Origin of the sequence: Microbacterium paraoxydans (assembly GCF_020524545.1) — a bacterium.
In the GTDB taxonomy this organism is placed as follows: domain Bacteria; phylum Actinomycetota; class Actinomycetes; order Actinomycetales; family Microbacteriaceae; genus Microbacterium; species Microbacterium paraoxydans_C.
The window spans coordinates 66689-82321 of record NZ_JAIVLG010000004.1 but is presented as its reverse complement, the minus strand read 5'-3'; the positions used below and the strand labels follow the sequence as shown (position 1 = coordinate 82321).

General features: G+C 67.5%; 14 protein-coding genes. 4 read left to right on the top strand and 10 right to left on the bottom strand.

All coding sequences use genetic code 11. The annotated features are described in order from the left end of the window. Nucleotides 1-21: 21 nt before the first annotated feature. The 5 genes from LC041_RS09495 to LC041_RS09475 form a co-directional block, all read right to left on the bottom strand. On the bottom strand, nucleotides 22-1788 hold the full coding sequence (locus tag LC041_RS09495) for a peptidoglycan D,D-transpeptidase FtsI family protein (protein ID WP_226532864.1): 1767 nt from the start codon (nucleotides 1786-1788) through the stop codon (nucleotides 22-24). Nucleotides 1789-1818: 30 nt separating this feature from the next. After that, a complete protein-coding gene (locus LC041_RS09490) occupies nucleotides 1819-2379 on the bottom strand; it encodes a hypothetical protein (protein WP_226532863.1) in 561 nt (186 codons plus the stop codon). Continuing rightward, a complete protein-coding gene (gene rsmH, locus LC041_RS09485) occupies nucleotides 2376-3314 on the bottom strand; it encodes a 16S rRNA (cytosine(1402)-N(4))-methyltransferase RsmH (protein WP_226533297.1) in 939 nt (312 codons plus the stop codon). Before rsmH ends, LC041_RS09490 begins: the two co-directional genes overlap by 4 nt. Nucleotides 3315-3416: 102 nt before the next feature. Continuing rightward, nucleotides 3417-3848 (bottom strand): division/cell wall cluster transcriptional repressor MraZ, encoded by a 432-nt coding sequence (gene mraZ / locus LC041_RS09480; RefSeq protein WP_017830220.1) that lies wholly within the window; start codon nucleotides 3846-3848, stop codon nucleotides 3417-3419. 243 nt (nucleotides 3849-4091) lie between these two features. Further along, nucleotides 4092-4466, bottom strand: coding sequence for a DUF3040 domain-containing protein (locus LC041_RS09475; protein WP_226532862.1), 375 nt, complete (start codon nucleotides 4464-4466; stop codon nucleotides 4092-4094). Nucleotides 4467-4563: 97 nt separating this feature from the next. Here LC041_RS09475 and LC041_RS09470 point away from each other — a divergent pair, with 97 nt between their 5' ends. After that, nucleotides 4564-5652 (top strand): polyprenyl synthetase family protein, encoded by a 1089-nt coding sequence (locus LC041_RS09470; RefSeq protein WP_226532861.1) that lies wholly within the window; start codon nucleotides 4564-4566, stop codon nucleotides 5650-5652. A 12-nt stretch (nucleotides 5653-5664) separates the two neighbouring features. Here LC041_RS09470 and LC041_RS09465 read toward each other — a convergent pair whose 3' ends face one another. Continuing rightward, entirely contained in the window at nucleotides 5665-6024 is a 360-nt protein-coding gene (locus LC041_RS09465) for an Rv2175c family DNA-binding protein (RefSeq protein WP_374197663.1), read from the bottom strand. A 130-nt stretch (nucleotides 6025-6154) separates the two neighbouring features. On the opposite strand from LC041_RS09465, the gene LC041_RS09460 reads away from it, so the two are divergent. Together LC041_RS09460 and pknB are read left to right on the top strand one after the other, a co-directional pair. Continuing rightward, nucleotides 6155-7336, top strand: coding sequence for a LysM peptidoglycan-binding domain-containing protein (locus LC041_RS09460; RefSeq protein WP_226532860.1), 1182 nt, complete (start codon nucleotides 6155-6157; stop codon nucleotides 7334-7336). 77 nt (nucleotides 7337-7413) lie between these two features. Beyond that, on the top strand, nucleotides 7414-9360 hold the full coding sequence (pknB, locus tag LC041_RS09455; protein ID WP_226532859.1) for a Stk1 family PASTA domain-containing Ser/Thr kinase: 1947 nt from the start codon (nucleotides 7414-7416) through the stop codon (nucleotides 9358-9360). Nucleotides 9361-9435: 75 nt separating this feature from the next. Here the strand turns inward: pknB and LC041_RS09450 are convergent, their stop codons facing one another. Beyond that, nucleotides 9436-10776, bottom strand: a complete 1341-nt coding sequence (locus LC041_RS09450; protein WP_226532858.1) for a class II 3-deoxy-7-phosphoheptulonate synthase — start codon at nucleotides 10774-10776, stop codon at nucleotides 9436-9438. Nucleotides 10777-10824: 48 nt separating this feature from the next. After that, the gene (locus LC041_RS09445; RefSeq protein ID WP_052193411.1) at nucleotides 10825-11514 is read right to left on the bottom strand and encodes a lysophospholipid acyltransferase family protein; all 690 of its coding nucleotides are present in this window, start codon (nucleotides 11512-11514) and stop codon (nucleotides 10825-10827) included. A gap of 151 nt (nucleotides 11515-11665) precedes the next feature. Between LC041_RS09445 and LC041_RS09440 the strand changes: the two genes are divergently transcribed. Beyond that, on the top strand, nucleotides 11666-13498 hold the full coding sequence (locus tag LC041_RS09440) for an AMP-dependent synthetase/ligase (RefSeq protein WP_226532857.1): 1833 nt from the start codon (nucleotides 11666-11668) through the stop codon (nucleotides 13496-13498). 64 nt (nucleotides 13499-13562) lie between these two features. On the opposite strand, the gene LC041_RS09435 is transcribed toward LC041_RS09440, so the two are convergent. Both LC041_RS09435 and LC041_RS09430 read right to left on the bottom strand, forming a co-directional pair. Continuing rightward, complete coding sequence (locus LC041_RS09435) at nucleotides 13563-14054, bottom strand: peptide deformylase (protein WP_226532856.1); 492 nt, start codon at nucleotides 14052-14054, stop codon at nucleotides 13563-13565. Continuing rightward, a complete protein-coding gene (locus LC041_RS09430) occupies nucleotides 14054-15589 on the bottom strand; it encodes a MinD/ParA family ATP-binding protein (protein WP_226532855.1) in 1536 nt (511 codons plus the stop codon). The genes LC041_RS09435 and LC041_RS09430 overlap by 1 nt, the downstream gene beginning before the upstream one ends. Between the last annotated feature and the right edge of the window lie 44 nt (nucleotides 15590-15633).

Below are 15633 nucleotides of genomic sequence, written 5' to 3'. Positions count from 1 at the left end.
TCCATGCGCGGCTCTCGCCGACTATCCGAACTTGGGAAGGAGCTCGTCCATCGGGACAGTGGACGGCATCACGCGATAGGTCTTCATCACCTGCGTCATCGCCTTCTGGAAGGCGGACGCGGTGGCCGCGGACGATACAACCTTAGTCGGCTCATCCAGAGTCACCACGACGACGTACTGCGGATCGTCCACCGGGGCGAACCCCACCATGCTGGTGTAGTAGACCCCGGCCTTGTAGCCGCCGTTGCCGTCGGACACCTGCGCGGTACCGGTCTTGCTGGTCACGCGGTAGCCCGGCACCTGGATGCGGTCCGCGTTGCCGCCCTGCACAGCCACGTTCTCCAGCATGCGCGTCAGCTCGGCCGCGGTCTCCTTCTTGATGATCTGCTCGTGCTTCGGCGCCTCGGACTTCACGACGGTGCCGTCCTGGGCCGTGCAGGACTCGACGAGCGAGAGGTCGATCTTCTCGCCGTCGTTGGCGATCGCCTGATAGGCGCCAGCGAGTTGCGGGGCCGTCACCGTGAAGTACTGGCCGAAGGTCGTCGTGTAGAGGGATTGGCTGTCCCAGTCGCTGACCGGGTGGAGGATGCCCCCGACCTCCGAAGGGAAGTCGAGTGTCTTCTGACCGACCCCGAACCTTTCGAGGTAGTCGTAGCGCACGTCCGGGGAGACCATGGTGCCGAACTTCGACAACGCCACGTTCGACGAGTCGATGAGTCCGCCCGCGAGCGTGTAGTTGTAGGCGGGGTGGCTGAACGCGTCGTTCACGACGGCGCCGTTCGGGAACGTCTCCCGCGATGAAGCGGTGACCGTGCTCAGCGGCGTCAGCCCCGCGCCCTCGATGACGGCCGCGGCTGTGATCGCCTTGAACGTGGATCCCGGCTCGAAGTCCTTGTGGAAGATCTGGCTGTACCGGGTCTCCGGCGTCGAGGAGTCCAGGTCGTTGGGGTCCATGGAGGGCCACTCGGCCGCCGCACGGATCTTGCCGGTCTCTACCTCGACGACTGTGACGGTGCCGCCCTTGGCACCCTGCTTCTGCGCCTCTTCACCGATCATCTGCTGCAGATACCACTGGAGGTCGCTGTTGATGGTGAGCTTCACGGAACCGCCGTCGACCGCCTCCACCGTGCGTTCGCTGCCGGGGATCACCACGCCGTTCGATCCCCTGCGGTACGACTCCTCCCCATCGACGGGTGCGAGGCACTTCTCGCCCAGTTGCTCGATGCCGGCCTGCGCCGTACCTGATCCGTCCAGGAAGCCGAGGATGTTCCCGGCGACCGCACCATTGGGGTAGACGCGGGTCTCCCGCCCCTCCATGTGGAGGTAGGCCAGCTTCAGGTCGCGCAGCTCGATGTACTGCTCCGTGGTGAGCGAGTTCTTGAGCGGTGCGTACTGACTCTCCGAATCCCTTGCGAGCGCGTCCGACACCAGGGCCCGCACGTCGTCCCCGCTCTGACCGGTGATCGCGGCGATCTTCTCGGATGCCTCCGCCCACGGCACCTTCGGGTCCTTTTCCTCGAGCTGCATGATGACCTTCGGGTTCAGCTGCGCGTCGTAGACCAGCACGCTCGATGCCAGCACCGTGCCGCCGGAGTCGACGATCGATCCGCGTTGGCCCGGAATGGTGTTCCCCGCTCCGATCTTGGTGAGGGATTGTGCGACGTGCTCGTCGGCGCTCACGACCTGGATGTCGATCAGGCGTACGACGAAGGCCGCCAACACGGAGAGGATGACGGCGAGAGCGACGACGGTGCGTCGCCGAGGACCGCGGGTTGCTCGTGTCGTCATGCGATCTCTCCGTCGATCAGTTCGTGGTGGTCAATGCGTGGTGGGACTCGGAAGTCCGTCGGTGATGGCCGGCGGGAGGTCCGGCGTCGTCTGGCCCGTGTCGCCGTCATCGGTCACGGTCTCCGCCGGCGGGGGTTCCACGATCAGGGAATTGGCCACTGCGGCCGCCCCGTCAGGATTCACGGTCGAGATGCCCTCCGCGCCCGCTCCGGTTCCGAAGAGTGCTCCGTCGCTGAGTCGCAGATACGAGGGCGATCCGGCGACGACCATGCCGAGTCCGGCGGCACTGCTGGCGAGCACCTGCGGTGAGCTGAGGCCGGTGAGCTCTTCCTGCAGCGCGTGCGAGCGGAGGTCCAGTTCACGCTGTTGCGACGAGAGCCCGGCCAGGGTGAAGGAATCCTGGGTGATCGCGAGCGACAACCCCACCTGTGCCGCACCGATCGCCAGGGCCCCACCCAGGGCGACGAGCGCGTAGGCGAGCTTCGGCTTGCGACGGACCGTCGGCCGTGTGACGGGCTGCAACCGCCTCTGCGGCTCGTGGTTCGGCGTGAGGGGCGTCGTGGGTTTGCGGACCGCCGCGTTCAGGCTCATGCGCTCTCCCGCAGTTTCTCGGCGGCGCGCAACCGCACCGGGATCGCCCGGGGGTTGCGTGCGCGTTCGTCGTCGTCGGCGAGTTCCGCACCCTTGGTGAGGATGCGGAAACGCGGAGCATGCTCGGGCAGCTCGACCGGAAGCCCGGCCGGCGCCGTCGAGGCCGAAGCCGCGGCGAAGGCCTGCTTGACGAGCCGGTCCTCGAGCGACTGGTAGGACATCACCACGATCCGTCCGCCGACATCGAGCGCATCCATCGCTGACGGGATCGCGTCGGCCAGCACGTTGAGTTCGGTGTTCACCTCGATGCGCAGCGCCTGGAACACACGCTTGGCCGGATGCCCGGCGCGCTGCGCGGCGGCTGGAGTCGCCGCGATCAGGATCTCGACGAGCTCACCAGAGCGGGTGATCGGCTGCTTCTGCCGCGCCTCGATGATGAAGCGCGCGTAGCGACCGGCGAGCTTCTCTTCCCCGTAGCGCTCGAAGATACGGCGCAGATTGCCCTCGCTGTAGGTGGCGATCACATCGGCGGCCGTGACGCCCTTGGTCTGATCCATGCGCATGTCGAGAGGAGCATCCTTCGAGTACGCGAACCCGCGCTCGGCCTCATCGAGTTGGAGGGACGAGACCCCGAGGTCGAAGAGGATCCCCGCCGCGCCCTGCGCGTGCAGTCCGATCTCGTCGTACACCGCGTGCACCAGCGTGACGCGGTCCCCGAAGCGGGAGAGTCGCTCCCCCGCGATGCGCAATGCGTCGGTATCGCGATCCAGCCCGATCACGCGGATGTTCGCAAAGCGCTCGAGCAGTGCTTCGGAGTGGCCGCCCATGCCGAGCGTGGCATCGACGAGCACCGCTCCGTCCGCCTGAAGGGCGGGAGCGAGCAACTCGACGCAGCGGTCGAGCAGGACGGGGGTGTGGATGTCTCGGAGGTTCATGATCTTTCTCGGGGTGACCATCGGCTCTGATCCCCCTCCGCTTCTCGACCCGGCACCGGGGAAGTGTGTCGGGGCGGGAGCGGCGGGGCATCACAGCCGTGGTCAGAAGAGTCCCGGAATCACCTCCTGCTCGAGGTCGGAGTAGGTCTCCTCACCAGCGGCGAGGTAGGCGTTCCAGCTCTCCGCGTCCCAGATCTCGGCGTGGGCGCCGACACCGGTGACGATGAGCTCCTTCTGCAGCCCTGCGTACTGACGCAGGTGCGCGGGGATGGTGATGCGGTTCTGACTGTCGGGCATCTCCGCACTCGCGCCGGAGAGGAACAGACGCATGAAGTCGCGCGCCTGCTTGTTGGCGAGCGGGGCCTGGCGGATCCGCTCGTGCATCGCCTCGAACTCGGCCGTGCTGAACACGTAGAGGCACCGCTCCTGGCCACGGGTGACGACGATGCCGCCGCCGAGATCCTCGCGGAACTTCGCAGGAAGGATGACCCGCCCTTTGTCGTCCAGCTTCGGAGAGTGCGTACCCAGCAACATCGGCCATCACCCCCTCTGCGTCCGGCCAACTCGAGGTGCGCCCCACTTTACTCCACTTTCCTCCACTTACCTACGATCAATCCGGGAATTCACGGGTATGGCCCGAACGGGCATGCCGAAACTCCGCGGAATTCCGCGGTGGAGTGAAGTGGAGGCTCAGTGGAGGACGGCGGCGAACCGCGCGTTAACGGAAGAAGCCCGGATGCTCAGCATCCGGGCTTCTGTCGTGAAAGTGAGTGGGGGTCAGTGACCGTCCTGCCGACGATCCCAACGATCGTTCATGCGGTCCATGAACGATGCGGAATCCTGCCGCTTCGCACCGGAGCGCTCCCGGGGCTGCGCAGGAGCCGTGCGCCGCACCGGCGTGACGGCCACGATGACGCCGGCGAGCATCGCCACGAACCCGATCACGCCGACCACGATGCCCCATACCCCGCCGAGGATGACGCCGGCCACGAGGCCGCCGACTCCGGCGAGCAGGAGGAGAGCGCCGTAGACCAGATTTCGGTAGCTCAGCGCGCGATCGCCGGACGGCGCGCTCACGACGTCGGCATCATTGTGGAGGAGATGGCGTTCCATCTCGTCGAGCAGACGCTGCTCCTGTTCGGAGAGTGGCATTTCGTCCCCCTCGGGTATCGTGCCTCCCATTCTACGCGCGCGGAGGCGTCCGGGGCTAGCAGTTCGGCCTCCCCTTGCTTTACGTATGCTGGGAGTCGTGTCGCCCTCCTCCCCCGTCCCCGGCGCAGTCGCCGCTCGCCTCGAGCTCTTCCTCACACGGATGCGCGATGAATCCGCCGACTACGGCCCGGACGCCGTGTCCTTCGTCGACGCCGCGGCCGGCACTCTCGAGGGCGGGAAGAGGCTGCGCGCTCGGTTCTGTCATGCCGGCTGGCGCGCCGTCGCACGCTTCCAGGAGCGCGAGGCAGTCGAGCCCGAAGCGCTCTGGGACGTGTGCACCGCGTTGGAGATCTTCCAATCGGCGGCCCTCGTGCACGACGACCTGATCGACAACTCCGACACCCGTCGCGGACGACCGGCAGCCCATCGTGCGCTCCAAGCGTCACACCGCGACGCCGGGTGGTCTGGGGATGCCGAGGCGTTCGGCCGCGCCTCGGCGATTCTTCTCGGCGACCTTCTCGTCGCCTGGAGCGACGACCTGCTCGAGGCTGCGCTCGACGACCAGCCCCATGCGCGCGCCGTGCGCTCCGAGTACGCGCGGATGCGACGGGACGTGACCACCGGACAGTTCCTCGATATCGCCGAAGAGTCGGCCTGGAGCGTCAACGACGGAGCTCTTCACGCCGATCGCGCGCTGCGGGTGGCGTCTCTCAAGTCGGCCAGATACAGCATCGAGCAGCCGCTGATTCTCGGTGCCGCGCTCGCCGGTGCCGATGCCGATCAGCGTGCCGCGCTTCGCCGTTTCGGTCACCCGATCGGGATGGCCTTCCAACTGCGCGACGACGTGCTCGGAGTGTTCGGTGATGCATCCGTGACCGGGAAGCCGGCCGGTGACGATCTTCGGGAAGGCAAGCGCACCGTCCTGATCGCTCTCACCAGGCAGGCGCTCGACACCTCCGCAAGGAAGCTGCTCGACGAGCTGCTCGGAGACGTCGAGCTGACGCCGGAGCAGGTGACGTCGTTGCAGGCGACGATCACCGGCTCGGGTGCGCTCGCTCAGGTGGAGACCATGATCGCCGACTACGCGCGGGAGGCCGATCGCGCCCTCTCCGGCACACCGCTCGACAACGGCGCGGTGGGCGAACTGCGTGAACTCGCGCGCGCGGCGACGGTCCGTTCCGCCTGACGACGGAACGCCTCAGGCGAGAGTACGCGCGAGGCGGCGTACCGCACTCTTGTGCCCCGCCAGGAGCGCATCGATCGGCGAACGCCCCAAGCTCTCCTCGTCCGCGAGAAGCCAGTCGATCAGCTCGTCGTCGGTGAAGCCCGCGTCCTGCAGCACGATGATCGTTCCCCGCAGCGAGCTCAGAGGACGACCGTCCACGATGAACACCGCCGGCACGGCGAAGGTGCCGTTGCGACGGGACCCGACCAGGTAGTGCTCGTCGATCAGACGGCGCACACGACCGAGCGGCTCGCCGAGCACCTCGACGAGGTCGGGCATCGTCAGCCACTCGACGGCAGCGGCGGCAGGGGTTCCAGCAACGTTCTCAGACACGCTGCCACTATCTCATCTTCCGCCGGGATGCTGCATATCGACCCATCAGCCCCATGCGTCACTTCCTTCACTTCTGTTGACTTCCGTTAACATCCGTGTCAGCGTGAAGTGCTCGAAAAGGGGGCTCGCCTTGGGAATCAAGACCGCCACGCGTCGAACGCGCAATCTGCAGCTCGGACTGCCTGCGGCCGTCCTGGGGGCTCTGGCCGCCACGCTCACCGCTGCTCCCGCCGACGCCGCCTCGGCGACGACGACCGACTTCACGCCGATCGAGCGCCCGCGCAACGTCCCCGCGCGCACGGTTCCCGCCCAGTCCGCACCATCGAGCTATGTCGTCCAGCCCGGTGACACCGTCTCGGCGATCGCCTCACGCTTCGGGCTCCGCACGGTCGACGTGCTGTCCTGGAACGGACTCTCCTGGCGTTCGGTCATCTACCCGGGCCAGGCTCTGACCCTGCAGGCGTCGGCCGCACCGGTCGTCGCACCGACTCCTACCGCGACCTCGACATCGCATCAGGTCGCCGCTGGCGACACCGTCTACGCGATCGCCCGGAAGTACGGCACCACCGTGGACGCCGTGCTCGCTGCGAACGGCCTGACACGCGCGTCGGTGATCTACCCCGGTCAGCGCCTCGTCGTCTCCGGCTCCACCGCTCCGCAAACGGCCGCAGCACCGGCCGCCGCTCCCACCGGCGCACCTGCATCCGCAGCTGCCCACACGGTCGTCGCGGGCGACACCCTCTTCGGGATCGCCCAGAAGTATGGAACGACCACTCAGGCGCTGTTCGCCCTGAACGGACTCGGCCCGTCGTCGATCATCTATCCCGGTCAGCGACTCGCCGTCCAGGCGGCGGCCGTTCCCGCGGCGTCGAGTGCCGCGGCGACGGGGGGACAACGGTCTGCGACCCTCACCACCGAGCAGGCGTCGAACGCCGCGCTCATCATCCGCGTCGGCCGTGAACTCGGTGTCACCGATCGAGCCATCGCCCTGGCACTCGCGACCGGCATGGTCGAGTCGGGCCTGCGCAACCTCGATTGGGGCGACCGCGATTCGCTCGGCATCTTCCAGCAGCGCCCGAGTGCCGGATGGGGAACACCCGCGCAGATCATGGACGCGGAACGCAGCACGCGCGTGTTCTACGGCGGTCAGCACGATCCGAACGGCCAGACGACGCGGGGCCTGCTCGACATCCCCGGCTGGGAGAGCATGTCGTTCACCTCTGCCGCGCAGGCCGTGCAGATCTCGGCGTATCCCGACAGGTACGGACAGTGGGAGACGCAAGCCTACGCCTGGCTCGCGCTCCACGGCTGACGACATCCGGAAAACCGAGATCGCCGAGAGGTGAGCCGCTCCCCTGACTTTCAGGCAGTCCTCCATAGAATTCTGACGTGACGACCAATCAGCAGGCCGACCCCCTCATCGGGCGGCTTGTCGACGGCCGCTACCGCGTGCGTGCTCGGATCGCCCGGGGTGGGATGGCGACCGTGTACGTCGCCACCGATCTGCGACTCGAGAGGCGCATCGCCCTCAAGGTGATGCATGCACATCTCAGTGACGACTCCGCGTTCCAGAGCCGCTTCATCCAGGAGGCCCGAGCGGCCGCCCGCCTCGCGGATCCGCACGTCGTCAACGTCTTCGACCAGGGGCAGGACGGCGAGCTCGCCTACCTCGTGATGGAGTACCTCCCGGGGATCACTCTGCGCGAGCTACTGCGAGAGCAGAAGCGTCTCACCATCCCGCAGACCATCACGATCATGGATGCGATCCTGGCCGGGCTCTCCGCCGCGCACCGAGCCGGCATCGTGCACCGTGACGTCAAGCCGGAGAACGTGCTGCTCGCGGAGGACGGACGCATCAAGATCGGCGACTTCGGACTTGCCAGAGCGACGACCGCGAACACGGCGACCGGGCAGCAGCTGCTCGGAACCATCGCCTACCTCGCGCCGGAGCTCGTCACCCGAGGCACGGCGGACGCGCGCAGCGACATCTATGCGCTCGGCATCATGCTCTACGAGATGCTCGTCGGCGAGCAGCCGTACAAAGGCGAGCAGCCCATGCAGATCGCCTTCCAGCACGCCACCGAGTCGGTTCCGCGCCCGAGCGTCCGCAACCCCGCTGTGCCGGAGCAGCTCGACGAGCTCGTGCTCTGGGCGACCGAGAAGTCGCCCGATGAACGCCCTGACGATGCCCAGCAGATGCTCGAACGTCTGCGCGAGATCGAACGCGACCTCGGCGTCACTCCGATAGCAGCCCGGGCGACCGCTCCGCAGCGCAGCCCCGGCGACTCCGGCGATCTCACCAAGGTGATGCCGAGCACGATGGTCATCGCCGACCCCGCCGCTCCCGCGGCCGCACCGATCGACAACGCGACCCTTCTTCGACGGCGCGCGTCCAAGCGGCGCGCGCGCGGCGCCTTCCTCCTCACGCTCGTCCTGCTGCTGGCCGTGCTGGCGGGTGGCGTCGGGTGGTGGTTCGGCTCCGGTCCCGGATCGCTCATCGCCGTGCCGAGCGTCGCAGGCAAGACCTACGACGATGCCGCGGCCGTGCTGGTGGATGCCGGCTTCGTCCCCACGCAGAAAGACGAGTTCTCGGTCGACATCGACGCCGGAACCGTCATCGAGACCGACCCCGGCGAAGGCACCCGCCTCGACAAGGGGGACGCCGTCACGGTGATCGTGTCCGCCGGTCCCGCCTCCCACGACGTCGACAAGCTCAACGGAAGAGCGGAGCAGGACGCGCGCGACTATCTCGCCGGACTCAACGTCAACGTCGACGACGAGACCCTCATCCTCTTCTCGAACGCTGACGCGGGCATCGTCATCAACGCCTACGTCACCCCGCGCGCGGGCGGTGATGCCTATGCCTGCGGCGACGGATGCACGGTCTTCGAAGACGACTCGGTGGAACTGTACGTCTCGGCGGGAGCTTTCCCCGACGTGTCCGGCATGTCCGTCGACGAGGCGACCTCGACCCTGACCGGGAAGGACCTGGTCGTCAACGAGGAGTCCCAGTACGCCTTCAGCAACGATGTCGCCAAGGACATCGTCATCGGCGTGGCGGACCGGGCGTCCGAGGGCAACTGGCGCCCCGGCGACACGGTGCAGCTCATCGTCTCGAAGGGACCCGAGCTCTTCCCCGTCCCCGACGTCACGAACAGGACTCTGAACGAGGCGAAGCAGATCCTCGCCGACAACGGCTTCAAAGCCAGTTACGCAGCCTGGGGCGACCTGCCGGGATTCGCGGAGATGGCCACGGTCACCGGTCAGGATCCGGGCGCGGACAAGTCGCTGCCGCGCGGGGGCACCGTAAACCTCTCCATCCAGCTCACCGGCTGATCCCACAGCTCACGACAGAGAGCCGCCCTCCCGAGGTTCGGGGAGGGCGGCTCTCTTCGCGAAGGGAGGAGCTGATCAGCGCTTCTCGAGCTCCTCGGCCACCAGAAACGCGAGCTCCAGGGACTGCATGTGGTTCAGGCGGGGGTCGCACAGGCTCTCGTAGCGCGTCGCCAGAGCCGCCTCGTCGATCTGCTCGGATCCGCCGAGGCACTCCGTGACGTCGTCACCGGTGAGCTCGACGTGGATGCCGCCCGGGAAGGTCCCGACGGCGCGGTGAGCCTCGAAGAAGCCACGCACCTCATCGACCACGTCATCGAAGCGACGCGTCTTGTAGCCCGTCGGGGTGGTGATGCCGTTTCCGTGCATCGGGTCCGTGACCCACAGCGGCTGCGCACCGGAATCGCGGACCGCCTCCAGCAGGGGCGGCAGGGCGTCGCGGATCTTGCCGGAGCCCATCCGCGTGATGAAGGTGAGCCGGCCGGGCTCGCGATCCGGGTCGAGCTTGTCGATCAGCTGCAGCGCCGTCTCGGGCGAGGTCGTCGGTCCGAGCTTCACGCCGATGGGGTTGCGGATCTTGGAGAAGTAGTCGACGTGCGCACCGTCGAGCTCGCGGGTGCGCTCCCCGATCCAGAGGAAGTGAGCCGACGTGTTGTACGGGGTGTCCGTCCGCGAGTCGATACGCGTCATCGGTCGCTCGTAGTCCATCAGCAGGCCTTCGTGGCCGGTGAAGAACTCGACGCGCTTCAATTCGTCGAAGTCGGCGCCCGCCGCTTCCATGAACTTGATCGCGCGATCGATCTCGGCCGCCATGCGCTCGTAGCGCTGATTGGCGGGGTTCTGCGCGAAGCCCTTGTTCCACGAGTGCACCTCACGGAGGTCGGCGAAACCGCCCTGGGTGAACGCGCGGATCAGGTTCAGCGTCGACGCGGCCGTGTGGTAGCCCTGGAGCAACCGCCCCGGGTCGGCCGTACGAGATCCCTCGGTGAAGTCGTAGCCGTTGACGATGTCGCCCCGGTACGCCGGCAATGTGACGTCGCCGCGCGTCTCGGTGTCACTCGATCGCGGCTTCGCGAACTGACCGGCCATGCGGCCCATCTTCACGACCGGCATCGAGGCGCCGTAGGTGAGCACCACGGCCATCTGCAGCACCGTCTTGATGCGGTTGCGAATCTGTTCGGCCGTCGCGCCGGCGAAGGTCTCGGCACAGTCGCCGCCCTGGAGCAGGAAAGCCTGCCCCGAGGCCGCGCGGGCGAGCCGGTCACGGAGGTTGTCGACCTCACCCGCGAACACCAGCGGCGGAAGGGTGGCGATCTGGCGCGAGACGTCGGCGACGCGGTCCGCGTCGGGCCACTGCGGCTGCTGCTTGATGGGAAGCGAACGCCATGCATCAAGTGCTTCGATGTGGTGCGGGAGCATGCGTTCCAGCCTAGTGGTCACGGGGACCACGCAGATGCGCGCAGCAGGCTATGTGACGCGGGTGGGAAGCCGGTCCTTGACCGTCGATGCGTAGACGTCTTCGTACTTCTGCTCGCCGAGGCGCTGCAGAGCCACCATGATCTCGTCGGTGACCGACCGGAGGATGTAGCGGTCGTTCTCCATCCCGGCGTAGCGGGAGAAGTCGAGAGGCTCCCCGATGACGATCCCGACCCGGACGATGCGCGGCAACCGCCGTCCGATCGGCATCGCCGTGTCGGTGTCGACCATGATCACGGGGATCACCGGGACCTTGGCCTCGAGCGCCATCCGGGCGATCCCGGTGCGGCCCCGGTACAGCGTGCCGTCGGGGCTCCGCGTCCCCTCGGGGTAGATGCCGAGGAGGTCGCCGCCGCCGAGAACCTGGAGGCCCGTGTTCAGCGACGCCTCCGAGGCCTTGCCCCCGGAACGGTCGATCGGGATCTGCCCGGTGGCTTTCATGAAGAACTTCGTGGACCACCCCTTCAGGCCCCGGCCCGTGAAGTAGTCGCTCTTGGCCAGGAACGACATCGACCGGTCGATCATGAGCGGCAGGAAGATGGAATCGGCGAACGACAGATGGTTGCTGGCGAGGATCGCCGCACCGCTTGCAGGCACGTTCTTCCGCCCCACGATCCACGGTCGGAAGACCGCCTTGACCACAGGGCCGATCACCACGTACTTCATCAGCCAATAGAACATCGTGTGGAAGTCTAGCGCCGAGGGTCGCATCCACCCCGGTGTTCTCCGCGGCGCTTCCCGGTGAGCGACCCAGTTTCATCCCGAACGCAACTGGGTTCCATGCCCTAGACTCGAAGCCACGCCCTGCCCGACCGGTACCGAAGGAGCTGCCGTGGTCCAGTTTGAAGTCCCCGCGATCGTCCCCGCCGACCCCGACGCGAACGTCGCCGACCTCCTGGTCAAGCGCGTCGAAGCCACTCCGGATCGTGCCCTCTTCTCCGTGCCGGAGGGCGACGGGTGGCGCGACATCTCCGCCGCCGACTTCCAGACGGCAGTCATCGCGCTGGCGAAGGGCTTCACCGCCGCCGGCATCCAGCCCGGCGAGAAGGTCGGGTTCCTGGCGCGCACCACCTACGAGTGGACCCTCGTGGACTTCGCCCTCTTCTATGCCGGTGCCGTTATGGTCCCGATCTACGAGACGAGCTCGCCCTCGCAGATCCAGTGGATCCTCGAGGATTCCGGTGCGATCGCACTGATCGTCGAGTCCCCCGAGCACTTCGCCCGCTTCGACGAGATCCGCGGTGACCTGCCGCTGATCCGAGAGGTATGGCAGCTGCACCTCGGAGCCATCGACACCCTCACCGCGCAGGGGGCTTCGGTGACGGATGGAGAGATCGAGCGGCGCCGCGGCCTCGCCGTCGGGTCCGACATCGCCACGCTCATCTACACCTCCGGCTCGACGGGCCGCCCCAAGGGGTGCGTGCTCACGCACAGCAACTTCGTCGAGCTCTCCCGGAACGCGGCCAAAGCGCTGGACGAGGTCGTCCAGACGCCTGGGGCATCCACGTTGCTGTTCATCACCACCGCGCACGTGTTCGCCCGCTTCATCTCGATCCTCGACATCCACGCCGGCGTCCGCACCGGACACCAGCCGGACACCCGTCAGCTGCTGCCGGCGCTCGGCTCCTTCAAGCCGACGTTCCTCCTCGCCGTTCCCCGCGTCTTCGAGAAGGTCTACAACTCCGCGGAGCAGAAAGCAGAGGCAGGCGGCAAGGGCAAGATCTTCCGCTCAGCCGCCGACGTGGCCATCGAGCACTCGAAGCTGCTCGAACAGGGCAAGAAGATCCCCTTCGGGATGAAGCTCAAGTTCGCGCTGTTCAACAAGCTCGTCTACAGCAAGCTCCGCGAGGCCATGGGCGGCAACGTCGTGTACGCCGTTTCGGGCTCCGCTCCCCTGGGCTCACGCCTGGGCCACTTCTTCCACAGCCTGGGAGTGGTGATCCTCGAAGGCTACGGTCTCACCGAGACGACTGCTCCGGCGACGGTCAACCTGGCCGACAAGTCGAAGATCGGCACGGTCGGCCCTGCGCTCCCCGGTGTCGGACTGCGCCTCGCGGAAGACGGCGAGATCGAGGTCCGCGGCATCAACGTCTTCAAGGAGTACTGGAACAACCCCGAAGCGACGGCCGAGGCCTTCAGCGACGGCGGGTGGTTCCACACCGGTGACATCGGCAGCTTCGACTCCGAGGGCTTCCTCACGATCACCGGGCGCAAGAAGGAGATCATCGTCACCGCCGGGGGCAAGAACGTCGCCCCCGCCGCGCTCGAGGATCCGATCCGCGCGAACCCCATCATCGGGCAGGTCGTCGTGGTCGGCGACCAGCGGCCGTTCATCTCCGCTCTGATCACGCTCGACCCGGAGATGCTTCCGACCTGGCTCGCGAACAACGGTCTCGATGCCAAGATGTCGCTGGCGGATGCCTCCGCGAACCCCGCCGTCCGCGCCGAGGTGCAGCGCGCGGTCGACGCCGCGAACGACCGGGTGTCGCGCGCGGAATCGATCCGGAAGTTCACGATCCTCGACTCCGAGTGGACGGAAGCGTCCGGCCATCTCACGCCGAAACTCTCGATCAAGCGCAACGTCATCATGAACGACTTCGCCGACGAGATCGCCGCGATCTACGACGAGCCCGTCGCCACGACCAACGTCGCCATCGGCGGCTGACCCCCGGACAGCAAGAAGGGCCCCGCTCGCGCGGGGCCCTTCTTCGTCGGTCGGACGTCGGAGGTCAGAACCAGGAGCTCTCCCGCACCTCGCGCATGGCGACCTTCCGCGTCTCGGCGTCGAGTCGCGTCAGGAAGAGCTTGCCGTCGAGATGGTCGGTCTCGTGCTGCAGTGCCTGGGCGAGCAGTCCGTCGCCCTCGAGCACCACGGCATTGCCGTCGAGGTCGATCCCCTCCACTCGCGCCCACGGATGCCGCAGGGCGTCGTGCCAGAGACCGGGCACCGAGAGGCACCCCTCGCCCGTCGGCTCCGGTTCACCTCGCACTTCGGTGAGGACGGGGTTGAGCACATAGCCGATGTCGCCGTCGATGTTGTAGCTGAACGCACGCAGCGCGACGCCGATCTGCGGGGCGGCGACGCCGGCGCGCCCCGGCAGTTCCACCGTGTCGACGAGGTCGCCCACGAGCGCTCGTACCCCCTCGTCGATCTCCTCGATCGGGGCGCACACCGTGCGCAGGACGGGGTCTCCGAAGATGCGGATCTCACGAACCGACATCAGGCGGCCCTGGTCCGCAGGCCCTCGACCAAGAGCGCCGCCAGCTCGCGCGCGGCGATGCGGGTCTCCGGCGACAGGTTCGCGAACACGATGGTCCCGCCACCGGCGATCTGCGGGTCGTACGGGACGCGGACGACACTCCGTGCACGGGTGGCGAAGTGCGATTCCAGCTCGTTCAACCGCACCAACGGTGTCCCGGGGGTGGATTGGTTGAGGACCACGATCGCTTCGCGCGCCTGCTCCGCGTAGCCGTTGGTCTCGAGCCACGTGAGCGTCTCGGACGCCAATCGGGCTTCGTCGACGCTCAATCCCGAGACGATGACGATCTGGTCCGCAAGGTCGAGCGTCGCCGACATCACGGAGTGGACGATCCCGGTGCCGGTGTCGGTCAGGACCAGCGAGTAGTAGTGGGCCGCCACGCCGGCGACATCGCGATAGTCGCTGTCGCTGAACGCCTCGGCGACACGCGGATCGGAGTCGGAGGCGAGGACATCGAGACGCGTCGCGTCTCGCGCGACGATGGCGGAGATGTCGTGATAGCCCTTGACGTCATCGTGGATCCGGACGAGATCGCGCACCGACTTGCTGTGGTGCGGACGCACGACACGCTCGGCGAGGGTTCCTCGATCGGGGTTGGCATCGACAGCGATCACCCGGTCTTCGCGGGCGTCGGCCAGCGCCATCCCCAGCAGCGCGGTGATCGTCGTCTTGCCGACACCACCCTTGCGGGAGAGCACGGCGACGAAGCGCGCGCCGCCCGCGAGCGGAGCTGCGATCCGCGCCGACAGCGCCTTGCGTTCACGCGCGCGCCTGCCGTCGCCGATGTTGATGCGACGTCGGGAGATCGAGTACAGGAAGTGGCTCCATGCGCCCTCCGGCTCCGGCTTGGCCACGCGGTGCGGATCGAGCAGCCTGTCGGCGGTGAGGAGATCGGCAGACTCGCGCGAGGACTCCCCCAGGTCGTCCAGGCGCTTGGACGTCAGCGTCACGTCGGTACGCGGAGTCGCGCGCGTGGGCTGCGAGATGACGGACTTCTTCTCCTCAGGGGCGGACACGGATCTGTTCTCCTTCTCGGTGGAGGTGCGCACAGGAGCGGGTGTCGAGGGGGACGACGGCGCTTCAGCATTCGCTCGTGCGAGGAATCGTGCGGCGACGGCCGCCTCTTCGGCCCGTTCCCGAGCGTCGTCGGCGACCTCGACGACCGCGGGGGCCTCGGGCTCGTCGATCACCACGGCATCGACGACCTTCTCCGCAGCCGGCCCGACGATTCGGGGCGCGGCGACGGCGGGCGGGTCGACCGGGTCGGCGTCGGTCGCCTGCTCCCCCACGAGAGGCGGATCGATCACGAGTTCTCCGACGACCTCGCCGTCCACGATCCCGTCGTCGGCGAGATCGTCGTCGTCGTCCTTTGGCAGCGTCACACTGACCTGGGCGGTCGAGCCGAGAATGCCGATGCCTGCCGTGTCGAGTGACGCGGCTTCGTCGAGCACCCCCAGCGGGTTATCCTCGGGGTCCGTGGTGTTCTTCGGTGTCACGATGTCGCTCCAAGCCTGTGCGGGCCCCGGGTACGCACATCGTG